Origin of the sequence: Hydrogenoanaerobacterium saccharovorans (assembly GCF_016901815.1) — a bacterium.
GTDB classification, from domain to species: domain Bacteria; phylum Bacillota; class Clostridia; order Oscillospirales; family Ruminococcaceae; genus Avimicrobium; species Avimicrobium caecorum.
The window spans coordinates 77,387-101,456 of sequence record NZ_JACSNR010000009.1 but is presented as its reverse complement, the minus strand read 5'-3'; the positions used below and the strand labels follow the sequence as shown (position 1 = coordinate 101,456).

Below are 24,070 nucleotides of genomic sequence, written 5' to 3'. Positions count from 1 at the left end.
CAGGAAAAATATCATTCTGCTGTCAGAGTCAGATAGTTTGGTTTTCCACATATTCCACAGGATTGTCCACAAATTTCAGTGGATAACTCTGTGGAAAGAGTGGAAAACTACCCTGATTTTTCCCAAAACAACCCACTTTGTTTCAGATAGATTTCCGGGAAAGTCAAAAACAGCGCCCTGGTGGAAAGATTTGTCGCATTCCACCGGACGCTGTTAAAAATGCGTGAAAACCGGGTTTCATCCTGCAGGATGATCGGGAGAATCCTTCCCGCTATGGGAATGGGGATTCAGTCCGGACAGATGCCGGGCAAAATAAACCCCCACCACAATGGGCAGATAGAAGGTGAACATCCGCCAGAGCAGGATCGCAACGCTCACACTGCCCGATGCCTTGAAGAACATCTGGAAGAACACATAGAAGCTGCCCTCGGCTCCGCCCGACGCCCCCGGAAGGGGTACAAAGGAGGAGATCATCAGGATAAAGGCTGCCGATGCCACCACATCGCCCACCTGCAGTCCCTGGACACCCAGGGCCATCAGTACACAGTAGGGCACCAGGAAGAAGGCGGTGAGCTGGAAGGTGGTCATCACTGCCATGGCAGCCATGACGCTCCGCTCCCGGCGCAGCTCGGTAAAGCCCTGATGGAAGGAATTGATCTCCCGGTCGATGCCGGCGCCGGTGCTCTTGGGGTCCCGGACAATGCGCAGCTTTGCCAGGATCAGCAGACAGCTCTGGAAGAAACCGCCGGTGATCTTCGGGAAGAAGCCCACACAGAACAGCACGACCACCACTGCGGCGTTGACAATGAAGCCGATAAGCGCCAGCTTGGAGAAGCCTTCGATGTTCTCAACGAAGTTGCGGTACTCAAAGATCAGCACCCCTGCGGAATAGAGTGCCAGCACAGTCTGGTAGACGATGAACTTGGCAAGCAGCACCGAAGTGGCCTTGCCCACCGGCATGCCGCCCCGGGTCATATAATAGGCCTGGATGGGCTGTCCGCCGCTGGCAAAGGGGGTGACGCAGTTGAAGAACTGCCCGATCATGGAGGTCACCACCGAAGTGCGCAGCCGCTGTCCGGGCCAGGCCTTCCGGGCCGCCAGATGCAGACAGCCGCTCTCCAGTGCCCAGTAGATGAGCATGCAGCCGGCTCCTGCCGCCAGCCAGCGCTTGTCAGCGCCGGTGAGGGAGGCAAAGATCTTCTCCGGGCCATCAGCCAGGAACGCTCCCGCAATACTGCCCACTGCCACCAGGACAATGATGAGTATTCCCCAGCGGTTACTTTTTCCGGCCGGGGGCAAGTTTTTCTCCTGCCCGCCGGACGGCAGATCCGGCGAGACGGGCAGGATTTTTTCCACGGCTTCCTCCTGCCGGGCGTTTTGATACCACTCCATGATAAAATGCCCTCCACATTCTGGCAACATTTTCCTTACTGTAAAATGCATGACCCTTGGCTGACCGGGCCTCTGCTTCCTGATAATAGGCAGCGTCCTGCTGCAGCCGGCGGATCTCCTGTTCAAAGCCGTCCACCCCATCTGCGCGCAGGTAGAAATCAAACAGAATATCGTGATAGATGTCCAGATCCCGCAGCAGGATCGGTGTATGGGAATTCATGGCCTCGAGAATGGTCATGGGGAACAGCTCCTCAAAGGAGGGCAGCAGCATGAGATCAGTGAGATTATACAGCTCATTCATGCGCTCCCGTTCCACCAGACCCAGCAGCCGGAAGTTTTCCGGCGGATTTTCCAGGATGGCCTTGATCTCATCATGTCCGTCGGAGATCAGGCCGAAGGCAAAACTGCCTGCCCACAGGAACAGTACATCGGGCATCCGGCGGGCCAGTTCGATATAGTCAAAGAATCCCTTGCGGCGCTGGAGCTGTCCGGCACAGAATACAATGAACTTCCCCTCGGGAATGCCATACTTTTCCCGCAGGGCTGCTTTTTCCTCTGCCGGCAGCGGATAGAACTGCTCCGCTGATACAAAGTTCGGAATATAGGTCACTTTTTCCCGGGGAATGCCATACTTCTCCAGCTCCCCGATGAAATAAGGATTGACCGTAACCAGATAATCCATGCTCTTATAGAACCGGATCACATACCGGTAAAATACGTCCCGGATATGATCGGGCAGCTTGAGGCTTTTATCCAGGGTTTCGGGCAGGAAATGCACATAGCCCACCGAAACGCTCCGGCCCCGGGAGAGCTGCCGCATGGCATAGAACTCCGGATTGATGGTATGGTAATGCATGATGTCGCAGAAGGCATTCTTATTCTCATAGCAGAGGAACTCGTCCGCCAGTTCTTCCTTGACCAGCTTGACCTGTTCCTGATAGGCTGACAGGACACCCTGTCCTTTGACACTGTCCGCCCGGGACAGCATATTGATAGTAATCATAGGAAATTTTTCCTTTCCAATGCTCGTTCTCAACTGTACCAACTTGAATAATACAGTTTTATTATACGGGAAAATTTTCCGGAATACAATAGCCTGAGCAAAAATATACATTCCTGCCATGCAGGCGACACAGTTCCGACATATTTCACTCTCATCCGGATTTCCGGAATTTTTTTTGACAAAAAGGTCTTGACTTCCGGTTGTGGATATGGTATTATCATATAGCTGAATCAAGCATGTGCGCCAATAGCTCAGCTGGATAGAGTGACTGGCTACGAACCAGTAGGTCGGGGGTTCGAGTCCCTCTTGGCGCACCAGATAAACGCTGTATTTCGTATGAAGTACAGCGTTTTCTTTTTATCCCCGCGCATGAGCGCCGCTGCAATGGGCATACTATTCCCAAAACCGATTGTTTTGGGAGGCGCCTATGTGCTATCGTCTGATTACCCTGCTGCTGCTCTGCGTGCTGGTGTTTGCCGGCTGCCGCAGCGAAGATCCTGCCCCGGAACCCTCACCGGCTGCCCTGGCCCGGTCGGTCCAGGCGGAGGAGGATTCTGCCCTCTATCTGGGGCTGATCCGGCGGCTGGATTTCCTGCTCGAGGGAGAGGACTGGCAATCCCCCGAGGAGATCGACAAGGTCTATCTGACCCAATGGTATCTGCGGCGCTGGATTCTCACCCAGGGGGGCGGCGGGGAGTTTCTGGTGCCGCCGCTGCTCTCTGCCAATGAGGACGGCCTGTTCTTCCCCGAAGGCGAACTGGAAGCCGCGGTGGAGGAGGCATTCGGGCTCAGTTCCGAGTGGCTGCGGGAGGATAACCTCACCTACCGTCCGGAGGAAACGGGCTACCGTACCGCCGGTGCTGCCGGCGACCTGCGCCGGTATGAGATCGACCTGCTCACCGCTCAGGAGGAGGACGGCGTGCTGACCCTGACCTTCACGCTGGAGAGCGATGCCGGCCTGCCCCGCCAGACCAAGGAGCTGACCGTGCTGACCGACGGCGATGCGCCCCGTTACCAGAGCCTTGTAACCCTGCCATAGCGTAAAATACGGGCTGTTTCCCATAAAAAATCCCCTGCCGGAGAAGTACGGCAGGGGATTTTCTCTGTCCGGGACAGTCTGCTTACTCAGGCAGCACCGGAATGGCAAAGTCCTTCTGATCCACATAGGGCGCACCTGCCGTCTGGTAGGTCTGACGGTCGGGTGCGGAGGTTTTGCGGTAGAGATAGTCCAGACAGTCCCGCAGGGTTGCGGCAGTGGCGCCGGCAGCCCGCCCGAACAGGATCTCCCCGCTGGGGGTGAAGGTGGGAGAGTAGCGGGGATACCGGACATCGGTGTCCGCTTCCACATGGAGATGCGGGCTCCAGTAACTCTTGCTGCCCATGCCAGAACCGCCATAGCGTCCCAGAATGGTATCCTTGGTGATGGCATTTTCCCCGGCGGGGATCTTCCCGATCTCCGCCAGATGGAAGTACCGGAAGATCACATCCGCCGCCGTGCCGTCCGGACGGTACACCGCCCCGGGATAGCGGATCACCACAACATTGCCGGCATACTTATCCCAGCCGGCGGCTATGAGAGTCCCGGTGCCGCTGGCATAGATGGTGGTATCCCCCACCGCCGACACCATATCGGTGCCGTAGTGGGGAAAGCCGAACTTGGCACGATAGGCCGCGTTGCCCATGGAGGCTGTGACCAGTGTGCGATTGAGGGGCAAAATCAGTTTTTGCTGCATATCCATACTCCTTTCAAAAACTCCCGGACGGGCAGAGCCGCCCTGATCCCAGTATATGCGTCTGCCCCAGGTTCTGTGCCTGGAACGGGCCGAAGGGACTGCTGTTTTCCCGCCCGGCCCCATCTGTTTTGGGGCGGAAATCCGCATCATGCCCTAAAAACAGCAAAAGACGGACAGGCCAGAGCCTGTCCGTCTTTTTATATCCCTTACTTTCAGTGTAGCGGGGATTTTTTATTCTGTCAACCGGGGAGCGGCGGCGATGGCGTGCCAGCAGGCGTCCAGTGCTGCCCGGATGGCGGCATCGTCCAGTGCCAGATGCCCCGCGAAGTGCAGGCAGAGCAGCTGGTTGGCTGTGCCCAGCACTACGGCGTCCAGGATCAGCGGGTCCAGATCCCGCAGCACCCCGTCCCGGGTCAGTTCACTGAGGCGGAGATGCGTGCCGCCATCGAAGTGGCTGAGATGGAAGGTCTGCCCTCGGCAGCCCATGCCCATGGCGCCTCCTCCATTGCGGCGGCGGTACGGGCCGGCATCACCTCCATTGAACATGGCACCATGGCCGATGATGAGAGCATCCGTCTGATGGCCCAGAAGGGTACCTTCCTGGTGCCCACCATCATCGTCTCCCGCAGTGTGCTGGACAATCCCCACCTGCCCTTCCCCGAGTATGTCCTGCGCAAGTCCCGGATCGCCGCGGCCCGTCACAAGGAAGTGGTTGCCGCTGCCCTGCATGAGGGGGTCAAGTTTGCATTCGGCACCGATGCCGGCAGCACCGGCAATGAACACGGCGAACAGGCCCGGGAATTCGGCTATCTGGTGGAATACGGCCTCACTCCCATGCAGGCGCTGTGCAGTGCCACCATCAACGCGGCGGAACTGCTGCGCATGAAGGAGGACATCGGTTCTCTGGAGGCCGGCAAGTTTGCCGACCTGGTGGCCTTTGACGGTGATCCGCTGGAGGACATCACCGTGATGACCCGTCCCGATCTGGTCATGAAGGGCGGCGTCATCTACAAGCGGGAGGGTCAGCCCGTCCATTTCCCGCTTCTGTAAATCCGCTTTCCTCTGTCCCGGTTCCCGTCTTTCCCCCTTCAGGACACCGGGTCCTTTGAAAAAACAGGCTCTGCTCCAGGCACAGGCAGAGCCTGTTTTTTGGCCCGTTCTCCCCTGTCCCACAGAAAAAGACCCCGCCGGACTGCTCCGGCAGGGTCTTTTTTATGCTGTAATTCAGCGGGCTGTTCAGATCTTCAGGCGTACCAGCAGCTGTCCGGCCTGGACAATGTCGCCGGGCTGGGCATAGACTGCCTCCACCACGCCGTCGATGGCGGCAGAGATGCCGGTCTCCATCTTCATGGCCTCCACAATGGCAACCACATCACCCTTCTTCACCTTGTCGCCGGGCTTGACCGCAATGCGGGATACCGCACCCATGATGGTGGCGCCGATCTCGCTCCTGTCCTCCGCCGAGGCCAGACGGATCTGCTCCGCTTCCACTTCGGCATGGGGGTCCCGGATCAGCACATTGCGGCGGCTGCCGTTGAGCTCGAACTGCAGCTCCAGAGTACCATCGTCATTGCGTTCGCCCGGGCCGATGTACTTGATCATCAGGGTCTTGCCCTCTTCGATGCTCATCTCCATGCTCTCGCCCCGGTCCATGCCGTAGAAGAAGATGTCCGAAGGCATCTGGCTGATGTCGCCATAGGTCTCATAGCCAGCCAGGAAGTCCTCCACCACCTGGGGATACAGGCAGTAGGCAATGGCCTGGCGCAGTCCCGCCGCGGGATTGATCTTCCGCAGCTTTTCCACAATGGCATCAAAGTCTGCCGGGGGCAGCAGCTTGCTGGGCAGGGTGTCCAGCGGCTTTTCGCCCTTGAGCACCACCTCGGAAAGCTCCTGGGGCAGCGGGAAGGTGCTCTGACCCATCATACCCTTGAAGTAGTCCACCACCGACCGGGGGAAGGTGAGTTCCTTGCCCCGCTCGAGGATATTGTTCCGGTCCAGCTTGTTCTGTACCATGAAGATGGCAAAGTCACCCACCATCTTGGAGGAAGGAGTCACCTTGATGACACCGCCCAGCAGGTCATTGACCTCGCTGTACTTCTCCTTGACCTCCTCAAACTGGTGTCCCAGTCCCAGGGATTCCACCTGGGGCTTGAGGTTGGTATACTGACCGCCGGGGATCTCGTACCGGTAGATCTCGGTTTCGGGCACCTTGATGTCCCCTTCAAAGCCGGAATAGTACTTCCGGGTATCCTCCCAGTAGTCCGAGAGCTTCTGCAGCTGCCGGGGATCGAAGCCGGTCTCCCGGTCGCTGCCCTCCAGGGCTGTTACCAGGCTGTTCATCGAGGGCTGGCTGGTGAGGGAGCTCATGCTGCTGATGGCAGTATCCACAATGTCCACACCGGCATCGGCTGCCATCATCAGGGCAGCGATCTGGTTGCCGCTGGTGTCGTGGGTGTGCAGATGGATGGGCAGATCGGTCACCTGCCGGAGTTCAGTCACCAGCTTTTTGGCAGCCAGCGGACGCAGCAGACCGCCCATATCCTTGATGCAGAGAATATCCGCACCCATGGCTTCCAGCTGTTTTGCCAGCTTCAGATAGTAGTCCAACGAGTACTTCTCATACTTGGGAGCCAGGATATTGTCGGTATAGCAGAAGGAAACCTCTGCCACCTTGCCCATCTCCTTGACGGTTTCGATGGCAAGGCGCATGGATTCGGGGTTATTGAAGGAGTCGAAGATGCGGAAGATGTCAATGCCGCTGCGGGCAGCCTCCCGGATAAACTCCCGGATGACATTGTCGGGATAGGCATGGTAGCCCACACCGTTGATGCCCCGCACCAGCATCTGAAACGGAATATTGGGAATGGCCTGACGCAGCTGGTCCAGACGCTCCCAGGGGGATTCATGCAGGAAGCGGTAGCAGGTGTCAAAGGTGGCACCGCCCCAGACCTCCAGCGAGAAGGCGTCCTGCAGGATATGGGCAGTGGGCTCGGCAATGGCGGTGAGATCCCGGGTACGCACCCGGGTAGCCAGCAGCGACTGATGAGCGTCCCGGAAGGTGGTATCGGTGATGAGCAGCTTCTTCTGGTCCTTGACCCAGCTGGTCAGTGCCTTTGCGCCGCCCTCCCGGAGCAGTTCCCGCAGGTTGGGCGCTGTGATCTCGGGCAGGGAAGCCGGATCAGGCAGCCGGGGATTGTCCAGGATCGGCTTCTGGAAGCCCTCCTCCTGGCTGACAATGGTATTGCCGATATACCGCAGCACCTTGGTGGCACGGTCCTTGCTCTCCTTGACATCAAAGAGGGACGGGGTCTCCTCAATGAACTTGGTATGGCACTTGCCCGCTACAAAGGTCGGGTGGGAGAGGATATTGTTGAGGAAGGACATATTGGTCTTGACGCCGCGGATGCGGATCTCGCCCATACCACGCTTGGCCTTGCGCACCGCTCCCTCAAAGGTACGGTCAAAGGCGGTGATCTTTACCAGCAGCGAGTCATAGTACGGGGTGATCTCCGCACCGGTGAAGGCGTTGCCTGCGTCCAGACGGATGCCGAAGCCGCCGCCGGAACGGTAGGTGGTGAGCTTGCCGGTATCCGGGGCAAAGTTGTTGGTGGGGTCTTCGGTGGTGACACGGCACTGGATGGCATAGCCACTCAGCTTGATGGAATCCTGGCTCTCGATGCCGATGTAGGGGTGGGAGAGCGGCAGGCCCTGGGCGATGTCGATCTGGGCCCGTACCAGGTCGATGCCGGTGACCATCTCGGTGACGGTGTGTTCCACCTGGATGCGGGGATTCATTTCGATGAAGTAGTGGTTGCCGTGCTTGTCCACCAGGAACTCCACGGTACCGGCGTTGACATAGCCCACTTCCCTGGCGATCTTGACTGCGTCATCATAGAGCTGCTGGCGCTTTTCCGGGGAAATACCGAAGGCCGGGGTGAACTCCACCACCTTCTGGTACCGGCGCTGCACCGAACAGTCACGCTCAAAGAGATGCACCACATTGCCGTACTGGTCAGCGAGGATCTGCACTTCGATGTGCTTGGGCTCCTCCAGGAACTTTTCCACAAAGATGTCATCATTGCCGAAGGACTTGCGGGCCTCGTTCCGTACCAGCTCAAAGTTCCGGGCGATCTCCCCGGCATTGTCGGCCCGGCGCATGCCTCGTCCGCCGCCGCCGGCTGCCGCCTTGAGGATCACCGGATAACCGGCCTCCTCCGCAATGCGCACGGCCTCCTCCACACCGGACACCGGCTTTTCACTGCCGGGAATGACCGGTACGCCGCACCGGCGTGCCACTTCCTTGGCGTGGAGCTTATCGCCCATCTGATCGAGAATCTGACTGGGCGGCCCGATGAAGATGATGCCTGCTTCCTCACAGGCCCGGGCGAAGTCGGCATTCTCGGACAGGAAGCCATAGCCGGGGTGGATGGCATCCACATTCTTGCGCTTTGCCAGTGCGATGATCTCCTCAATGCCCAGATAGGCGCCGAGAGGGCTGCGGTTCTCGCCGATGAGATAGGCTTCGTCCGCCTTGGTGCGGAAGAGCGAGAGCTTGTCCTCCTTGGAATAGATGGCTACTGTGCGCACACTGGCGTCAAAACAGGCACGGAAGATGCGGATCGCGATCTCACCGCGGTTTGCCACCAGTACCTTGCGGATCTTTTTCTCCATAGTATCAGTCCCCTTGCATAAAAAATCCACGCCGCTTCGCCCGACGGCGTGAGGTGTGTTGGGCTTATCATATCATATTCTGCAATATAAATAAAGCGTTTTTGCAGAATATTTTGGTTTTGACTGAAAGCTGTCCAAAAACAGCCGCATTTTTGAAGAATATAGAGAGAAGAAACTGCAAAACCATAAAATCCGGGACCCGCTCAGGCAGGCCCCGGACAGGCTATCGTCCCATGCGGCGGCGCGCCAGGCGGCAGATCCCGGCGGATATGCCGGTCATCAGCGGGAGGAGCAGCCCCAGGGCAATGAGCAGCGGCAGCAGGAAGCCGGACAGCTCCTCTGCCGGGGCATCTGGGAACAAGAGACTGCGCACCAGCAGCGTCATGCCCAGAATGGAAGCAAAACTCTGGGCCAGATAGAATAGCGCCGGATAGACCGGATTGCTCCCCAGTCCCCTCCGGAAAAAGTACCAGCAGTAAAGCGGCAGCCCCGCCGCCGGGGAAAGGGCGCACCCGATAAAGACAGCCTCCAGCAGGGCATAGCCCGAAAGCCCCAGCTCCAGCCCCAGTCCGGCGCAGACCTTGGGGATCACCTCCGCAATATAGAGAAACAGCATACCCGGCACTGCCGGCAGAAACAGGATCAGGCCGTCCGGTATGGACAGATCACGGGAAGAAGCGCTCATACTGTATTCCCTCCTTATATGATGCGGGCGATTGTATGCTGTCACCGGGGCAGCTCCTTTTATTTTATTATAGCAGGCGGATTCCTGCCCTGTCCATGAGCAGACTTCCCCATTCTCCGCTCCGTTTTCCGGCAAAACAAAAAGAGCCCTGGTCAGGGCTCTTCTGCTGCAAAGCTGTGGGAGGTGCCGGAGGAAAAATCAGTCCAGCTTGCCCAGTTCGATGGGGCCGGACAGGATCTCGCATACCGGGCAGGAGGCCACTTCCGCGATGATCCGATCCTTATCGGCCTGGCTCAGGGCGCCGTGGATCTCCAGCTTGGTGCGGATCTTGGTGACGCCGTTTTCCCGTGCCATCTCGGCCTTGACGGTGACGCTGTCATAGTCCAGGCCGTCCCGGTTCAGATACTTCCGGGCGGTGATGTTCATGCAGGCGCCCAGGGCGGAGAGCAGGGTCTCGCCGGGACGCATATAGGCGTTGTCGCCGCCCTGCTCCACCGGAATATCGCAGTGGGTGGCGTTCAGGGTGCCTCGGTCGGCAGTCATTTCGGCAATGTAGTTTTCGCGTGTACCAGTTACGGTAATCATAAAGGGGGTTTCCTCCTGATCAGTCAGTTTTTTGGATTCCCGGAGCCCTTGCTCCGGCGATATTCCCATTGTATCAGTATTTCCACTCTCCCGCAATATATCATGAAAACTATAAGTATCTTATAATTTTCATAGTATTTGGATATTCTTTTCCTGAGCAGCTTATTTATTTCATATCCGCTTGTATTTCCATAGCCAATCTGCTATTCTATCTAACAGAAAATCCTGTTCCCATGGGAGGTATCAATCATGCGTCAGCCCAAAACTGAAAAGGAAATCCGCTGTCCGCTGGAATATGGGCTCAGTGTATTCGGCGGCAAATGGAAGTCGAGAATTATCTGTGTCCTCAATGAAAAGGGCACCCTGCGGTACAGTGCCCTGCGGGGAGAAATGCTCAATATCACCGATGCCGTACTGGCTGCCGCCCTCAAGGAACTCATTGCCGATGAGCTGGTGGAACGCCATTCCTATAACGAGATCCCGCCCCGGGTGGAATACTGCCTCTCGGAAAAGGGAAAGACAGTTGTTCCCATTCTCCAGAGCATCTGCCGGTGGTCGGGCGCCTATACCAAGGACGATCAGGCCGGGCTGCTCCGTCAGTGCCAGAAGTGCGACTTCCTCAAAAACTGAATCAACGCTGAACCATCCGCATAGAAAAACATCTCCGGAGAGAAATTCTCTCCGGAGATGTTTTCATAAAGAGGTAAAAGTTTGGGGAATGCTTGCTTATTCCAGTTCGAACGCACCGGTATAGAGCTGATAATAGGTGCCCTTCTCGGCGAGCAGCTTTTCGTGGTTGCCGCGTTCGATGATGTGTCCATGATCCAGTACCATGATGACATCGCTGTTGCGGATGGTGGAGAGCCGGTGGGCGATGACAAAGACAGTACGTCCATACATCAGGCTGTCCATACCCTGCTGTACAATGGCTTCGGTACGGGTATCGATGGAAGAAGTTGCCTCGTCCAGGATCATAACCGGCGGGTCTGCCACTGCCGCGCGGGCAATGGACAGCAGCTGCCGCTGGCCCTGGGAAAGACTGGTGCCGCCGCCGGTGAGGACGGTATCATAGCCGTCCGGCAGCAGATGGATAAAGCTGTCCGCACCAGCCAGCTGTGCTGCCGCATAGACTTCCTCGTCGGTGGCAGTGAGCTTGCCATACCGGATATTCTCCCGGATGGTGCCGGTGAACAGGCTTACATCCTGGAGCACAATGCCCAGACTGCGGCGCAGGTCACCCTTCTTGATCTTGTTGATATTGATGCCGTCATACCGGATCTTGCCATCGGCAATATCATAGAACCGGTTGATGAGGTTGGTAATGGTGGTCTTACCGGCACCGGTAGCGCCTACAAAGGCGATCTTCTGGCCGGGTTCCGCATAGAGGCTGATGTCATGCAGGACAATCTTGTCCGGGGTGTAGCCGAAGTCTACATCGTAGAACCGTACCTCACCCTTGAGCTGTACATAATCGAAGCCATCGTCCTCCTTGTGGGGAACCTTCCAGGCCCAGATACCGGTTTCCTCTTCGCTTTCGATGAGCTGATCGTCCTTGTCGAACTTGGCGTTGACCAGGGTGACATTGCCCTCATCGGTTTCAGGCTCCTCGTCCATGAGGTCGAAGATACGCTCCGCGCCAGCCAGCGCCATAACAATGGAGTTGAGCTGCTGGGATACCTGGGAAATGGGCATATTGAAGCTCTTGCTCAGGGTCATGAAGGTAGCTACGGTACCCAGTGTGGTGCCGCCGATGCCGTTGATCGCCAGCGCGCCGCCCAGCAGAGCGATCAGGGCATACTGCAGGTTGCCCAGGCTCATAACAGCGGGCATCAGGATATTGGCATAGGTATTGGCCTTGGTCATGGCCTCGCAGAGGGAATCATTCTTCTTATCGAAGTCAGCCTTGGCCTGCTCCTCATGGCAGAATACCTGTACTACACGCTGACCTTCGATCATTTCCTCGATATAGCCGTTCACTTCACCGATCTCATTCTGCTGACGGATAAAGTACTTGCCGCTGCGCCTGCCGATCTGACCGGAGGTGAACACCATGATTGCCAGGGTGAACAGTACAAAGATGGTCAGCGGAATGCTGGTATAGAGCATGGCGCAGAATACCGAGATAATGGTTACGGTAGCCGAGAAGATCTGCGGGATGCTCATGGAGATCATCTGACGCAGGGTATCGGTATCGTTGGTGTAATGGCTCATGATGCCGCCATGGCTGTGGGTATCAAAATACCGGATGGGCAGGGTCTGCATGTGGGAGAACATCTGGTCACGGATCTTCTTCATGGTGCCCTGGGTCACATAGGCCATCAGCCGCTGATAGGTAAAGGAAGCCAGAATACCGGCGGCATAGATGCCGATCATAGTGGCAATGGCACGGTCCAGACCGGAGAAGTCCCGGCTGCCGCTTGCCAGCATGGGGGTGATATAGTCATCAATCAGGGTGGACAGGAACATAGAGTTGGCTACATTGGTGAATACTGTGATCAGAATGCAGACCATTACCACAATCAGAGCGCCCCGGTGATCCGAGAAGATAATCTTCAGCAGACGGCTCAGGGCATTCTTGTTCACATGCTTGATGCCGACCTTGTTTTCGTCCCGCAGCGCGGTACTATTCATTCTGGGCATTCTCTTCGTCTCCTCCCTTCTGCTGTGATGTGTATACTTCGCGGTAGATCTCATTGGTCCGGAGCAGTTCCTCATGGGTGCCGATACCATTGATGCGGCCCTCGTCCATTACAATGATGCGGTCCGCATCCTGAATGGAGGTTACACGCTGGGCTACAATGATCTTGGTGGTGTCTGCCAGGTCATTGGCAAGGGCATCCCGGATCATGGCATCTGTCTTGGTATCCACCGCGCTGGTGGAGTCGTCCAGGATCAGGATCTTGGGCTTCTTGAGCAGTGCGCGGGCAATACACAGACGCTGCTTCTGTCCGCCCGATACATTGGTACCGCCCTGTTCAATACGGGAATCATACTTGTCCGGGAAGCTCTGGATAAAGTCATCGGCCTGAGCATGCTTGCAGGCGGTGATCATCTCTTCATCGGTGGCATTCTCATCGCCCCAGCGCAGGTTCGATTTGATGGTACCGGAGAACAGTACATTCTTCTGCAGTACCATGGCAACCGAGTTGCGCAGTGCTTCCAGATCATAGTTCTTGACATTGACGCCGCCTACCAGCACTTCGCCTTCGGTGGCGTCATAGAGCCGCGGGATCAGCTGTACCAGGGTACTCTTGGCAGAACCGGTGGAACCGATGATACCGATGGTCTCGCCGCTGCGGATGGAGAGGTTCACATCCATCAGGCTGGGATTGGTACCCTCGCCCTTATAGCTGAAGGACACATTCTTAAACTCGATGCTGCCGTCCTTGACTTCGCTGACGCCGTCCGGGGCGCTCTGGATGTCGGGGGTTTCACGGAGCAGTTCCGCGATACGCTCCATGGAAGCACGGGACATTACGATCATGGTGAATACCATCGAGAGCATCATCATCGAGTTGAGCATCTGCATGGTATATGTAACCAGGCTCATCAGGTTGCCGGTGGTCATGCCGCCAGACAGAATGAACCGGGAACCGAACCAGAAGATGGCTGTCATGGTGCTGTAAATACACAGCTGCATCATGGGCATATTGAGGGCCAGACGGGTTTCGGCCTTGGTGAAGTCCTGCCGCATACCCTCGGACATATCGGTGAACTTCTTGATCTCATAGTCCTCACGGACATAGCTCTTTACAACCCGGATACCGCTTACATTCTCCTGAACTACGGCATTGAGGGCATCATACCGCTTGAATGCCCGCTTGAAGATCTTGGCAACCGAAGTGGAGATGAAGTAGAGTCCGAAGCCCAGCAGCGGAATGACAATGAGATAAACCATTGCCATCTTGCCGCCCAGGCGGAAGGCCATGAACAGTGCCGAAATCAGCATGATGGGCGACCGCACTGCCACACGGATCACCATCTGGAAAGCCATCTGCACATTGGTGACATCGGTGGTCATACGGGTGATGATACTGGGTGTGGAAAACTTATCAATGTTGGAAAACGCGAAGTCCTGTATATTGTAGTACATATCCTTGCGCAGGTTCTTGGCAAAACCGGCGGAAGCCTTGGCTGCGTGCCGGCCCGAGAGAACTCCCAGGGCCAGTGCCACCAGACAGGCAACTACCAGCTGGAATCCCACCGTGTAAATGTAGTCCATGTTGCCGGGTGTAATGCCGTAATCGATGAGATTAGAGATCAGCATCGGGATTACAACATCCATGGCAACTTCGCCGATTACAAATACCGGAGTGAGGATGGCATCCCGCTTATACTCCCGCACGCTTTTGCTCAGCTGCTTGACTGTGTTCGTCATAATCGGATCATTCCCCTCCTTTAATCATTCTGAACCAGTGTTTCCAGAGTATGCCGCAGTTTGTCTGTGATGACAAACAGCTGCCTGAGTTCTTCCGGAGTCAGGGCATCTTCCATGGTTCCTTCCAGCGCTTCAAACCGGCGGACCTGTTTTTCATGCAGTTCCCGACCCAACTGGGTAAGCTCCAGCTTTTTGAGCCGTGCATCATGGGATACACTCAGCCGGCGGATCAGTCCCTTCTGTTCCATCAGGGAGATCATGCCTGATACCGTCGCCCGATTGACCCGGAATTCCCGTTCAATATCCCGCTGGTATACCGCCCGGTCAGGATTATTGTAGAGAAAACCCACAATCCAGGTATGCATAATCGTCAGTCCCTGCTTATCCGCAGTAATATGCCGGTCCATCAGCTTCCGCACCAGATTGTCGATCATCTTCAGGGAATACAGGATCGTTTCCTTATGGCTCAATCCGGACAAACTCCTTTCTGTGTCACATTGTTTGCTACCAAACTATCATAGCGCAATTAAATAATTATGTCAATCAAAGAATGTGCAAGTTCACAAATTATTCGCATTTTTAGCCCTCTTTATAATTAGGAAGCCTAAGTATATTTTTGTTTTGTTCCATTTGCATAATCCGCCATTTCCCGGCGTACACTATCCATATCCCATACTCCCTGAAAGCAGGTGATCTTCCGTTGAAACACAAGCTCTCCTCCCTGCTGCCTGCCCTGTTCTTGCCGCTGGCAGTGGGCGGACTGGCAGGATATTTCACACGCAGCGCCATGTCCGGCTATAAGCTGCTCAAAAAACCGCCCTTTGCCCCGCCCGGCTGGGTATTCCCGGTGGTGTGGACCATTCTCTACCTGCTCATGGGGTATGCCAGCTGGCGCATCTGGAAGCCCTCCTCCCCCGCCCGCTGGGAAGCCCTGGGCGAATATGTGCTCACCCTGGCGCTCAACTTCCTCTGGCCGCTTCTCTTCTTCCTGGGCGGCTGGTGGCTGGCTGCCCTGCTGGTGCTCATTGTGCTGTTCCTGCTGGTGGCCGACCTGATCCGGCGCTCTGCCGCCATCGACTGGAAAGCTGCCCTGGCCCTGGTGCCCTACCTGCTCTGGCTGGGGGTAGCCGGGTATCTCAATCTGGGGATTTATCTGCTCAACCGCTGAGAAAATCTGTAATATTTCTATACAATATTCTGATTTGTATAAATATTTTGCCGGTTTCCCCGAAAAAGCCCTCAAAACAGGCTTGACAAAGCCCCGGCGCTTTTCTATAATGAAGGCAAATCAAACAGCCACAGAAACCTTTGACCGGGAGAAGTAATCCGGGGAAACCGCGCACAGAGAGCTGCCGTTGGTGCGAGTGCAGCCGCAGGCCCCTGGACGAATGGACCCGCGAGGGCTGAGCGAACCGCCGGAGGAATTTTCTCCGGCCCAGTAAAATCAGACGGTCTGGCCTGCCGTTATCCGGGCGCACACGCTGTTGGGCGTGTCTGAGGCGGACGCTTTCAATTTCAGGCGTCAAGATGGGTGGTACCGCAGAAGCTACGGCTTTTGTCCCGTTTATAGGGACAAAAGCCGTTTTTTATTGCCGCAGAGGAGGGATTTTTCCATGATTCCCGCAAAACAGTTCTATCGCCGATGGCGAATCCACCGGAATTCTGTATAAATCACTGGAAATTCTACATATTGGAAAGGAAGATCTGATTATGAACGCCACTATGATCCTGAACCGTGCCGAAGAACTCCGGGAGGAACTCATCGAAAACCGCCGCACCCTCCACAGCTATGCCGAAACCGGCTTTGACCTGCCCCAGACCACTGCCTTTGTGGAGAAAAAACTCCGGGAATACGGCCTCACCCCTGTCCGCTGCGGAAAGGCCGGCATCACCTGCGTCATCGGCGACCCCAAAAAGGGCAAGTGCTTCCTGCTCCGGGGCGATATGGACGCCCTGCCCATGACCGAGGAATCGGGACTGCCCTTTGCGGCACAGAATGGTCACTGCCACTCCTGCGGGCATGATACCCACACCGCCATGCTGCTTGCCGCCGCCCGGCTGCTCTCGGAACACGCCGGGGAACTGCCCGGCTGTGTCAAGCTCATGTTCCAGCCCGCCGAGGAACTGCTCGCCGGCGCCAAGGATATGATCGAGCACGGCCTGCTGGAGAACCCCAGAGTGGATGCGGGCATCGGCCTGCACATCTCGGTGGGCGGCGGCGAGGACACCGCAGCGGGCAAGATCTCCTATAAGCCGGGTGTCGCCAACTTCTCGGGCGATGCCATCAGGGTGACCTTCACCGGCAAGGACGCCCACGGCAGCACTCCCCAGAAGGGCGTGGACGCCATCAACATTGCCGCCCATGCGGTGATCGCCCTCCAGGAGATCCTGGCCCGGGAGGTCGCCATGGACGACCGCACCATGGTGCTGGTGGGCACCATTCACGGCGGCTCCAGCTGCAATACCCTGTCGGGCAGCTGTGCCGTGGAGATCTCGGTGCGGGCTGCTGACCGGGAGATGCGTGCCTTCCTCAAGGAGCGGGTCAAGGAGATCTGCGAGGGCACTGCCGCCACCTTCCGGGGCAAGGCCGAGGTGGAATTTGTCTACGGCATGCCCTCCCTCTACAATGACCCGGCAGTCTGCGAGGCGGTGAGCGGCTACTGTGCCGAGCTGTTCGGCGCCGGCGATGTCATCGAGCTCACCGGGCTCAGCGGCACCGAGGACTTCACCGCCGTGGCGGAGCAGATCCCCGCTGCCATGTTCCATCTGGGCGTGGGCAGCATTGCCGAAGGCCATACCTGCGGCGCCCACAACCCGAAGATGATCGTGGACGAGTCGGTGCTGTACCGGGGCGCTGCCCTCTATGCCTACTGCGCCGCCCGCTACCTGGACGAGCACCGGGACTGATCCCCGGGCCCGCTCTGTATCCGGCACACAGCGCCGGGGACAGCCCTCCCCTATATAAATAGGAAAGCGCCGGACATCACACCGCCCGGCCCCTTCCTGCCATACCTTTCGCTTATCATAAAAATACCGCCCCGGTGCTGCCAGGGCGGTATTTTTTCTGTTTTTCTATCCTGCCGGTTACAGTTTCGCGGCGGGACGGCAGAGTGCTTCGGCACAGGCGATGTCCTCCACTGCCAGCCCCAGCGATTCATAGACGGTGATCTCCTCGGGGGAGGTGCGTCCGGGCTTCCTGCCCAGCAGCAGTTCGCCCAGGGTGCCCCGGAGATGCTCCTCTCCAAAGAACCCCTCCCGCAGCGGAATCAGGAAGTCGCCGCTCTCTGCCATCACCGACTCGACGCTGTCGCAGTAAAAGACGCTGTCCCGCACCAGCTCGCCGGTCAGTTCCCGGGCGTCCGCCGAACAGGCTCCCACGGCGTTCACATGGGCGCCGGGCTTCAGCCATTCCCGTTCCAGCACCGGGGTCTTGGACGGGGTCAGGGTGCAGAGAATGTCCGCCCCCTCCGCGGCCTCCTTTGCCGACGCGCAGATGCGCACCGGCAGGCCGGTCAGCTCGCCCATCTCCCGGGCAAAACGGGTATCGCTCTCCAGGCTGGGGCTCCACACCCGCACCTCCCGGAGCTTGCGAATCTCCCGGATAGCCAGCAGATGGCTCCGGGCCTGGGCGCCGCTTCCGATCAGCGCCAGCACTTCGGCGTCGGGACGGGCCAGCAGATCGGTGGCAACGGCACTGGCTGCACCGGTGCGGATCTCGGTGATGGCGCCGCCGTCCAGCATGGCCTGGAGGGTACCGGTTTCGCCGTCAAAGAGCAGCACGCTCCCCTGATGGGAGGGCAGACCCTTTTCGCTGTTGTGGTGGAACACGGTGATGACCTTGGCTCCGAATGCCCCGGACACCGCCGCCGGCATATAGCCCATGATGTCCCCCGAGGGCAGCGGGGTGACGGTGCGCAGGTACTGCACTGCCCTGCCCTCCTCCAGCTGGGACAGACAGTCCCGCATCAGGCCGATGCACCAGGCCGGGGTCAGCCGCCGGAGGATCTCCTCCCGTTCAATGATCTTCATCGCTTTGCACTTCCTCTCCTCGTCTGCCGCCCGGAAGGCGGCGCTGTATGGGATATTTTCTACTGCTATTCTATCACAGTTCTGCCCGCCATTGTATCCCCGGGAAATAAAAAAGCCCCTGTCCGGGCGGACAGAGGGCAGATTTTTTCTAAATTCCCAGCAGGAGCGACGCTCCCATCCGGGCCAGGCCTGCCAGGAGCATCACCTGGATGGGGCCGATGCGATGGGTCTGGAGCAGCAGGAAGGCCACCACAAAGAGGGCGACCATCAGCCAGCTGATACCCGAGAAGGTCACAGCGGCGCCGCCCCAGAAGGCGGTCTGGAGAATGGAGATGCCCGCCGAGGCGATCATGGCGACCACCGCCGGGCGCAGCGAACCGAGCACTCCCTGGAGCACCGACATATTGCGGTACTTGAGGTAGAGCCGGGCAATGGCAGTGACCAGGATACAGGAGGGCAGAATACAGCCGAAGGTAGCCACCAGTGCCCCGGGGATACCGGCGATGCGGATGCCCACGAAGGTAGCGGAGTTGACGGCAATGGGGCCGGGGGTCATCTGGGAGATGGTGATAAGGTCGGTGAACTCTGCCATGGAGAGCCAGCCATACCGGGTCACCACCTGATCCTGGATCAGGGGCATGGCAGCATATCCGCCGCCGAAGCTGAAAAGCCCGATCTGCAGGAAGCTCAGGAAAAGCTGGAGATAGATCATTTTACAGCCTCCTTCCGGCGGGCGGCGAGGGTACGGACAACGCCGATGGCCCCGGCAGCCAGGACAACGATCACCACATTGACGCCAAACACGCATCCGGCTACAAAGGCGGCAGCCATCAGGATCATCGAGGCGGTATCCCTGCCATGGTAAAAGACATAGGCCATCTCATACACCACCGAGGCGATGACAGCACCCACACCGGCCTGCATGCCTTCGAGCATCAGGCTGATGATGAGGTTATCCCGGAAGGCGGCATAACAGGCGGAGATCAGCGAGATAATGACAAAGGGCGGAATGATGGTGGCAGTGATGGCAGTGACAACGCCCAGGAGTCCGGCGAGCTTATAGCCCACCACAATGGCACCGTTGACGGCAATGGCGCCGGGAGCCGACTGGGCGATGGCGACCAGATCGAGCATTTCGTCCTCCTCGATCCAGTGGTACTCATCCACAAATTTGCGCTTGAGCAGGGTGACAATCACATATCCCCCGCCAAAGGTGAAGGCGCTCAGATAGAGGGTGGAGAAAAAGAGTTTTGTCAGGACACCCTTTCGTTCTGCCAATGTGATCCGCTTCCTTTCCATGAACTGTCTGCCTTCCATTATAGCGGCTGGGACACTGATTTGTAAAATACGGATTTTTTATCGGATCGATCGGAAATACCAAATGATCCCCCAATGGGAATCCGCCCCAGCTGTATGCCGCCCGGGTCTGTGCCGGAACAACCCGGGAAGCCCCACCCCGGCCCCTTTCCAGGCTGTGCGGGAAATCCCGGGCCTGCGCCCGCCTGCGGACTATGCCGGGGCGCCCCGGTGAAGTCTCCCCCACCCAACAAAAAAGCCATGGGGCTTTCATGCTCCATGGCTTTGATTGGTTTGGGGATTTATGGGGTGGCGATGCGGGTGGATGCGGGCAGCTCCTGCTGGACCTTCCTGGGCTGGGAAGAGCCCTCGCTCCGTCCTCTTGCCGGGCTGTGCGGAGAATGCCAGCCTGTGCCCCGCCCGCAAGTCATGCCCGGGGCGCCCCGGCGAAGTCTCCCCCACCCAACAAAAAAGCCATGGGGCTTTCATGCTCCATGGCTTTGATTGGTTTGGGGATTTATTCAATGGCGATGCGGGTGGATGCGGGCAGCTCCTGCTGGGCCTTCTTGGGCACAGTGATGCTCAGAACACCCGACTCATACTTGCACTTGATCTCCTCGGGGCGCAGGTCGCCTACATAGAAGCTCCGGCTGGACGAACCATAGTACCGTTCCCGACGGATATACCGTCCGTCCTTGTCCTGCTCGTCCTTATCCAGACCCTTGGACGCGCTCACAGTCAGGGTGCCGTCCTTGAGGTCCACCTGGATCTCGTCCTTGTCAAAGCCGGGCAGGTCAATGGCAAGTTCATAGTTGTCGCCGTTTTCCCGGACATCGGTCTTCATCAGATTGCGGCCATGCTTGCCATACAGCGGATTGCGGTTCATTGCGCGCAGCTCCCGCTCAAAGGAATCGTCAAAGAAATCATCAAACAGGTTTTCACCAAAAAGTACAGGCAGCATACATCATTCCTCCATTCGATTGAATCACTGTTTGCCAACCGGCGGGCCTTCTTCTCTTTCCGGCCCTCCTCTTTGGTACGCTTTTATTATAGCTCTGTGCATTAGCACTGTCAATAGCAGAGTGCTAATATTCACATAAAAACCACAAATCATGCCATTTTTAGTCACACTTCCAGGCCGCTGGTGAGCCGGGCAACCCAATCCTGATCCCAGGTGTGTCCCCAGAGGTTCTCTGCGGTCACCCGGTAGCAGCCGAACCCGAATTCCGACCGTCCCCGGTCACTGGTGGCGTCACAGTACCGCCATTCCCCGTCCAGCCAGACCAGGTTCCACATATGGTTCTCGCCGTTCCACTGTCCGCTTACAGTCAGGCAGGGAATCCCCACCTGCTCATACAGCGCCTGCAATGCCTGGGCATACCCGCCGCAGATCGCCAGGTCGTCCTTGAGCGCCCCATAGGCGGTGGTGGATTCATAGGGCATGGAACCCGGATCGGTATAGTAGCGGAAATCATAGGCCACCCGGTCGGTGAGCCGGGTATAGAGGGCTTCCGCCTGTTCCGGAAGGGTCATGGAGTCGGTGACGCACTCCTCCACAATCTGCTGTGCCAGTGTCTCGATCTCTGCCAGACGGTCCAGCGCCGCCTGATGGGTCAGGCCGTTCTGGGGCGTAACAGTGATGGCGGTGCCGTCCCGGCTGAGCTGACAGAGCAGATACCCGCCGCCCACCTGCTGCAGTGCCCGGCCCAGATCGTCCACCGTCAGGCTGGGGTCGGTGACGCGCACCGGGATCTCAGTCTGGTCAAGATGCTCCTGTGCCAGGGCGATGAGCTCCCCGAAGCTGCCTGCCTCCTCCCCGGCAAAGTCCGCAGGATAGTCGCCGGTGCGGTAGGGCATATAGGAAAAGGTGATCTGATACACGCCGTCCCCGGTCCGCTCCATCGCCAGATCATAGGCATACTTGCACTCGGGGTGCTCGGACAGCAGCGCATAGTAGAGATTCCGCACGGTCATCTCCGGGTCGGCTTCGCTGTCCAGGAACGCCGCCTCCACCGCCGGGGGCTGTTCTGCCCGCTGCATCGCCAGCTCCAGATACCCGCTCAGCTCCTCGGCGTCTGCCGCTGTCACCGGCCCCTCGGGCAGCTTGGGGAGCGCCGGGGTTTCCGGCTCGCCTGGGGCTTCCGCTTCACTCCCGGTCTGGCTCTCTGCCGCTGATGCGGACTGTCCCTCCTGTTCGCCGGCGGGCTCCCCGCCTGTCCCGGCAGTGCACCCCGCCAGCACAAGGCACAGTGCCAGCACCGACGCCCAGATCTTCCGATTCTTCATGATTATCTCTCCTTTATCTTCTGGATTGCCGGCTCGGTTCCGGCTGGTTCTATCCTATCAGTGCGGGGTTCCGCGAAAATTTTTCCATGGATTTTGCGGCTTCTGAAGCGAAAAAACGGGGACAGTCTTTCCCGGGAACAGCGGTCAATCTTTGCCGGAAACGCCCCAGAACAAATCAGCCCTGTCCCATGCGCCCCTGCGGGGAGCAATTCACGCCCAAAGGCTGTGGATATGCTCTACCCGGCCTCCGCAGAAGGCCAGCGGCGCAAAACAAAAAAGGCACCCGGATCGGATGCCTTTCTGTTTGGTGCGGATAACAGGACTTGAACCTGCACAGTATTGCTACCACTAGAACCTGAATCTAGCGCGTCTGCCAATTCCGCCATATCCGCATACATTTAAGTTGCTTTATTATAATATCAGTCCCCGGGGCGTTTGTCAACTGTTTTTTTTGCATTTTTGCAAAATAAAAAACGGAGCGGAAAATTCCGCTCCGTTTTCTGCTCCCTGGATCAGGCCAGGACATAGATGTCCACCGTGCGCCGTCCGTTCAGACAGCTCTCGGTATAGGTTTCATAGAACAGGTCCACATCAATCACATCATTGAGCAGACCGGTACCGGTATCCGCCGCAATGGCATATCCGTATACAAAGCTGCCATCCGACGATGTGATATACAGCTTGGAACCATAGGGGATCTCAGTGGGGTCCACTGCCACATAGCCATAGGAAAGGGTCATGCCGCTGGCACCCCAGGCGCCGCTCCGGGCAGAATATCCCGTTGCCACCTGGTCGGTGAGCTTATAGGCATAGTTGACCGGTGTGCCGTCCGCACTCAGCTGATAGCCGAAGTCCAGCGGCGATACCGGGTCCGCTGTACCCTGGAGAATGATCTCAGTCACCGGCTGTTCGGTTACCACATTGCTCTCCAGCTCGGTACGGGTCACTTCCCCGTCCACAATGGTCTTGTTATAGGTCAGCTCCCGTTCGCCGTCCGATCCCGCCTGGATCACACGGGTACGGCCCCGGGGCAGCAGGCTGGAACCACGGTATTCGGTTTCATGTTCGATGGGCTCCTGCTCCACCGACTGCTCTACTACCACTTCCTGATAGACAATCTCGTCCCCAGGCTGTACATACATACCCGGCGGATAGCTGATCATATCATTTTCATCATACTCAATGCCATTGGCGTTGAGTACTTCCCCGACGGTACCGCCGGTGGTCTTTACCACCATGCTGCCCTCATCGGTTGTCAGAGTCACATCAAATGCCCGGGTGATTTCGATCTCCGGAATGGCTCCGCGCAGATCAAAACCCGAAAAATCCACATCGTCATAGGCCATTGTCACAATCCCTCGTTCCGAGAGAATGGCATCAGCCGTATTCCGGGTGGTGTAGACCAGCTGCAGCTGACCATTATCCCGAATATAGACAGCATCAGCGGACAGCGTAATCCACAGGGTCAGAAACCCGGTGATCGCCGCCAGCATAGTGACCAGAAAGGACCGGCTGCGCAGAAGCACAGCGGCCTCAGAGGCTTTTTGCCTGAAGTTATCCATAAACATCTCCTTCTTGTTTGCCAAAACTAAATCCAGCCGGCATTTCAGAACTTCCCACATTATATAGATCCCACCATTCATTGTCAAGAAATTCCCGGCGGATTTGAGTTCCAGTAATTGGAAATCCTTTCGGATTTTTTGCGGTGTTTACCGTGATTTTGCCCATCTCCGGCACAAATTATACGCATTTTCCAGCCAAATTGCACCAAAACTTTAATCGTTTTGATTTATGTGAAATCTGCTGTAAACACTTTGTTCATTTTTTGAGATATTTATGGAAATTCGCCATAAATTTTCCTGTTATTTCCAGCTGCCGCCAGAGCCTTTCCCCTTTGCCGAACCGGGTCGAAAAGGGTGGTTTTCCGCATGGGAACAGGGATTTTCCACCTCTCCAGGGGCAGAAAAATCCCCCTGTCCCGGGCGGAACAGAGGGAGGATTTTCCGGTATGA

Annotated in this window: 22 protein-coding genes and 2 tRNA genes; 6 read left to right on the top strand and 18 right to left on the bottom strand. The window is 57.4% G+C overall.

Features of this window, described 5'->3' with window-relative positions; all coding sequences use genetic code 11:
- Nucleotides 1-237 precede the first annotated feature (237 nt).
- Both H9X81_RS09775 and H9X81_RS09770 read right to left on the bottom strand, forming a co-directional pair.
- On the bottom strand, nucleotides 238-1,392 hold the full coding sequence (locus tag H9X81_RS09775) for a lysylphosphatidylglycerol synthase transmembrane domain-containing protein (RefSeq protein ID WP_204721585.1): 1,155 nt from the start codon (nucleotides 1,390-1,392) through the stop codon (nucleotides 238-240).
- Nucleotides 1,277-2,395: a glycosyltransferase family 4 protein gene (locus H9X81_RS09770; RefSeq protein WP_204721583.1), complete on the bottom strand. Its 1,119-nt coding sequence runs from the start codon at nucleotides 2,393-2,395 to the stop codon at nucleotides 1,277-1,279. Before H9X81_RS09770 ends, H9X81_RS09775 begins: the two co-directional genes overlap by 116 nt.
- A gap of 240 nt (nucleotides 2,396-2,635) precedes the next feature.
- Between H9X81_RS09770 and H9X81_RS09765 the strand changes: the two genes are divergently transcribed.
- Both H9X81_RS09765 and H9X81_RS09760 read left to right on the top strand, forming a co-directional pair.
- Nucleotides 2,636-2,712: transfer RNA gene (locus tag H9X81_RS09765), tRNA-Arg, on the top strand.
- A 110-nt stretch (nucleotides 2,713-2,822) separates the two neighbouring features.
- The gene (locus tag H9X81_RS09760; protein ID WP_204721581.1) at nucleotides 2,823-3,434 is read left to right on the top strand and encodes a hypothetical protein; all 612 of its coding nucleotides are present in this window, start codon (nucleotides 2,823-2,825) and stop codon (nucleotides 3,432-3,434) included.
- A gap of 82 nt (nucleotides 3,435-3,516) precedes the next feature.
- Here the strand turns inward: H9X81_RS09760 and H9X81_RS09755 are convergent, their stop codons facing one another.
- Nucleotides 3,517-4,128 carry a M23 family metallopeptidase gene (locus tag H9X81_RS09755; RefSeq protein WP_177504333.1) on the bottom strand — a complete coding sequence of 204 codons (612 nt, stop codon included), beginning with the start codon at nucleotides 4,126-4,128 and terminating at the stop codon, nucleotides 3,517-3,519.
- Between the two features lie 231 nt (nucleotides 4,129-4,359).
- Nucleotides 4,360-4,614, bottom strand: coding sequence for a hypothetical protein (locus H9X81_RS12025; protein ID WP_345941542.1), 255 nt, complete (start codon nucleotides 4,612-4,614; stop codon nucleotides 4,360-4,362).
- Between H9X81_RS12025 and H9X81_RS09750 the strand changes: the two genes are divergently transcribed.
- Nucleotides 4,561-5,178 (top strand): amidohydrolase family protein, encoded by a 618-nt coding sequence (locus tag H9X81_RS09750; RefSeq protein WP_345941541.1) that lies wholly within the window; start codon nucleotides 4,561-4,563, stop codon nucleotides 5,176-5,178. The two genes, H9X81_RS12025 and H9X81_RS09750, sit on opposite strands and share 54 nt — an antisense overlap.
- Before the next feature lie 186 nt (nucleotides 5,179-5,364).
- Here the strand turns inward: H9X81_RS09750 and H9X81_RS09745 are convergent, their stop codons facing one another.
- The 3 genes from H9X81_RS09745 to H9X81_RS09735 all read right to left on the bottom strand — a co-directional run bounded on the left by H9X81_RS09745 (nucleotide 5,365) and on the right by H9X81_RS09735 (nucleotide 10,069).
- Nucleotides 5,365-8,799, bottom strand: a complete 3,435-nt coding sequence (locus H9X81_RS09745; protein WP_204721577.1) for a pyruvate carboxylase — start codon at nucleotides 8,797-8,799, stop codon at nucleotides 5,365-5,367.
- Nucleotides 8,800-9,022: 223 nt separating this feature from the next.
- Nucleotides 9,023-9,484, bottom strand: a complete 462-nt coding sequence (locus tag H9X81_RS09740; RefSeq protein ID WP_204721575.1) for a hypothetical protein — start codon at nucleotides 9,482-9,484, stop codon at nucleotides 9,023-9,025.
- 198 nt (nucleotides 9,485-9,682) lie between these two features.
- Nucleotides 9,683-10,069 (bottom strand): OsmC family protein, encoded by a 387-nt coding sequence (locus H9X81_RS09735; RefSeq protein ID WP_204721573.1) that lies wholly within the window; start codon nucleotides 10,067-10,069, stop codon nucleotides 9,683-9,685.
- A 249-nt stretch (nucleotides 10,070-10,318) separates the two neighbouring features.
- Between H9X81_RS09735 and H9X81_RS09730 the strand changes: the two genes are divergently transcribed.
- Nucleotides 10,319-10,699, top strand: a complete 381-nt coding sequence (locus H9X81_RS09730) for a winged helix-turn-helix transcriptional regulator (protein ID WP_177503773.1) — start codon at nucleotides 10,319-10,321, stop codon at nucleotides 10,697-10,699.
- Between the two features lie 96 nt (nucleotides 10,700-10,795).
- Here the strand turns inward: H9X81_RS09730 and H9X81_RS09725 are convergent, their stop codons facing one another.
- The 3 genes from H9X81_RS09725 to H9X81_RS09715 are packed head-to-tail and all read right to left on the bottom strand — an operon-like array spanning nucleotide 10,796 to nucleotide 14,917.
- Complete coding sequence (locus H9X81_RS09725) at nucleotides 10,796-12,709, bottom strand: ABC transporter ATP-binding protein (RefSeq protein ID WP_243424129.1); 1,914 nt, start codon at nucleotides 12,707-12,709, stop codon at nucleotides 10,796-10,798.
- A complete protein-coding gene (locus H9X81_RS09720) occupies nucleotides 12,693-14,447 on the bottom strand; it encodes an ABC transporter ATP-binding protein (protein ID WP_204721569.1) in 1,755 nt (584 codons plus the stop codon). The genes H9X81_RS09725 and H9X81_RS09720 overlap by 17 nt, the downstream gene beginning before the upstream one ends.
- A 20-nt stretch (nucleotides 14,448-14,467) precedes the next feature.
- On the bottom strand, nucleotides 14,468-14,917 hold the full coding sequence (locus H9X81_RS09715; protein WP_177503770.1) for a MarR family winged helix-turn-helix transcriptional regulator: 450 nt from the start codon (nucleotides 14,915-14,917) through the stop codon (nucleotides 14,468-14,470).
- A 230-nt stretch (nucleotides 14,918-15,147) separates the two neighbouring features.
- Here H9X81_RS09715 and H9X81_RS09710 point away from each other — a divergent pair, with 230 nt between their 5' ends.
- Both H9X81_RS09710 and H9X81_RS09705 read left to right on the top strand, forming a co-directional pair.
- The gene (locus tag H9X81_RS09710; protein ID WP_204721567.1) at nucleotides 15,148-15,615 is read left to right on the top strand and encodes a TspO/MBR family protein; all 468 of its coding nucleotides are present in this window, start codon (nucleotides 15,148-15,150) and stop codon (nucleotides 15,613-15,615) included.
- Between the two features lie 542 nt (nucleotides 15,616-16,157).
- Nucleotides 16,158-17,354 carry a M20 metallopeptidase family protein gene (locus H9X81_RS09705; protein WP_224762451.1) on the top strand — a complete coding sequence of 399 codons (1,197 nt, stop codon included), beginning with the start codon at nucleotides 16,158-16,160 and terminating at the stop codon, nucleotides 17,352-17,354.
- Between the two features lie 177 nt (nucleotides 17,355-17,531).
- Here H9X81_RS09705 and H9X81_RS09700 read toward each other — a convergent pair whose 3' ends face one another.
- From H9X81_RS09700 to H9X81_RS09665, 8 genes are all read right to left on the bottom strand, one after another.
- Complete coding sequence (locus H9X81_RS09700; protein WP_204721565.1) at nucleotides 17,532-18,476, bottom strand: ornithine cyclodeaminase family protein; 945 nt, start codon at nucleotides 18,474-18,476, stop codon at nucleotides 17,532-17,534.
- A 148-nt stretch (nucleotides 18,477-18,624) separates the two neighbouring features.
- Nucleotides 18,625-19,188, bottom strand: a complete 564-nt coding sequence (locus H9X81_RS09695; RefSeq protein ID WP_204721563.1) for a chromate transporter — start codon at nucleotides 19,186-19,188, stop codon at nucleotides 18,625-18,627.
- Entirely contained in the window at nucleotides 19,185-19,754 is a 570-nt protein-coding gene (locus tag H9X81_RS09690; RefSeq protein WP_345941540.1) for a chromate transporter, read from the bottom strand. The genes H9X81_RS09695 and H9X81_RS09690 overlap by 4 nt, the downstream gene beginning before the upstream one ends.
- Before the next feature lie 535 nt (nucleotides 19,755-20,289).
- On the bottom strand, nucleotides 20,290-20,733 hold the full coding sequence (locus H9X81_RS09685; protein ID WP_204721559.1) for an Hsp20/alpha crystallin family protein: 444 nt from the start codon (nucleotides 20,731-20,733) through the stop codon (nucleotides 20,290-20,292).
- Nucleotides 20,734-20,897: 164 nt separating this feature from the next.
- On the bottom strand, nucleotides 20,898-22,058 hold the full coding sequence (locus H9X81_RS09680) for a transglutaminase domain-containing protein (RefSeq protein ID WP_204721557.1): 1,161 nt from the start codon (nucleotides 22,056-22,058) through the stop codon (nucleotides 20,898-20,900).
- Between the two features lie 305 nt (nucleotides 22,059-22,363).
- Nucleotides 22,364-22,450, bottom strand: a tRNA-Leu gene (locus H9X81_RS09675).
- Nucleotides 22,451-22,570: 120 nt separating this feature from the next.
- Nucleotides 22,571-23,620 carry a 3D domain-containing protein gene (locus tag H9X81_RS09670; protein ID WP_204721555.1) on the bottom strand — a complete coding sequence of 350 codons (1,050 nt, stop codon included), beginning with the start codon at nucleotides 23,618-23,620 and terminating at the stop codon, nucleotides 22,571-22,573.
- Nucleotides 23,613-23,786 (bottom strand): hypothetical protein, encoded by a 174-nt coding sequence (locus H9X81_RS09665; RefSeq protein ID WP_204721553.1) that lies wholly within the window; start codon nucleotides 23,784-23,786, stop codon nucleotides 23,613-23,615. The genes H9X81_RS09670 and H9X81_RS09665 overlap by 8 nt, the downstream gene beginning before the upstream one ends.
- Nucleotides 23,787-24,070 lie beyond the last annotated feature (284 nt).

What these genes read in the sequence shown, in the direction of transcription:
- H9X81_RS09775 (WP_204721585.1), bottom strand. Translation starts at nt 1,392, where the DNA reads ATGGAGTGGTATCAAAACGCCCGGCAGGAGGAAGCCGTGGAAAAAATC.
- H9X81_RS09770 (WP_204721583.1), bottom strand. Translation starts at nt 2,395, where the DNA reads ATGATTACTATCAATATGCTGTCCCGGGCGGACAGTGTCAAAGGACAG.
- H9X81_RS09760 (WP_204721581.1), top strand. Translation starts at nt 2,823, where the DNA reads ATGTGCTATCGTCTGATTACCCTGCTGCTGCTCTGCGTGCTGGTGTTT.
- H9X81_RS09755 (WP_177504333.1), bottom strand. Translation starts at nt 4,128, where the DNA reads ATGCAGCAAAAACTGATTTTGCCCCTCAATCGCACACTGGTCACAGCC.
- H9X81_RS09750 (WP_345941541.1), top strand. Translation starts at nt 4,561, where the DNA reads ATGCGTGCCGCCATCGAAGTGGCTGAGATGGAAGGTCTGCCCTCGGCA.
- H9X81_RS12025 (WP_345941542.1), bottom strand. Translation starts at nt 4,614, where the DNA reads ATGGGCTGCCGAGGGCAGACCTTCCATCTCAGCCACTTCGATGGCGGC.
- H9X81_RS09745 (WP_204721577.1), bottom strand. Translation starts at nt 8,799, where the DNA reads ATGGAGAAAAAGATCCGCAAGGTACTGGTGGCAAACCGCGGTGAGATC.
- H9X81_RS09740 (WP_204721575.1), bottom strand. Translation starts at nt 9,484, where the DNA reads ATGAGCGCTTCTTCCCGTGATCTGTCCATACCGGACGGCCTGATCCTG.
- H9X81_RS09735 (WP_204721573.1), bottom strand. Translation starts at nt 10,069, where the DNA reads ATGATTACCGTAACTGGTACACGCGAAAACTACATTGCCGAAATGACT.
- H9X81_RS09730 (WP_177503773.1), top strand. Translation starts at nt 10,319, where the DNA reads ATGCGTCAGCCCAAAACTGAAAAGGAAATCCGCTGTCCGCTGGAATAT.
- H9X81_RS09725 (WP_243424129.1), bottom strand. Translation starts at nt 12,709, where the DNA reads ATGCCCAGAATGAATAGTACCGCGCTGCGGGACGAAAACAAGGTCGGC.
- H9X81_RS09720 (WP_204721569.1), bottom strand. Translation starts at nt 14,447, where the DNA reads ATGACGAACACAGTCAAGCAGCTGAGCAAAAGCGTGCGGGAGTATAAG.
- H9X81_RS09705 (WP_224762451.1), top strand. Translation starts at nt 16,158, where the DNA reads ATGAACGCCACTATGATCCTGAACCGTGCCGAAGAACTCCGGGAGGAA.
- H9X81_RS09700 (WP_204721565.1), bottom strand. Translation starts at nt 18,476, where the DNA reads ATGAAGATCATTGAACGGGAGGAGATCCTCCGGCGGCTGACCCCGGCC.
- H9X81_RS09695 (WP_204721563.1), bottom strand. Translation starts at nt 19,188, where the DNA reads ATGATCTATCTCCAGCTTTTCCTGAGCTTCCTGCAGATCGGGCTTTTC.
- H9X81_RS09685 (WP_204721559.1), bottom strand. Translation starts at nt 20,733, where the DNA reads ATGCTGCCTGTACTTTTTGGTGAAAACCTGTTTGATGATTTCTTTGAC.
- H9X81_RS09680 (WP_204721557.1), bottom strand. Translation starts at nt 22,058, where the DNA reads ATGAAGAATCGGAAGATCTGGGCGTCGGTGCTGGCACTGTGCCTTGTG.
- H9X81_RS09670 (WP_204721555.1), bottom strand. Translation starts at nt 23,620, where the DNA reads ATGGATAACTTCAGGCAAAAAGCCTCTGAGGCCGCTGTGCTTCTGCGC.
- H9X81_RS09665 (WP_204721553.1), bottom strand. Translation starts at nt 23,786, where the DNA reads ATGGGCAAAATCACGGTAAACACCGCAAAAAATCCGAAAGGATTTCCA.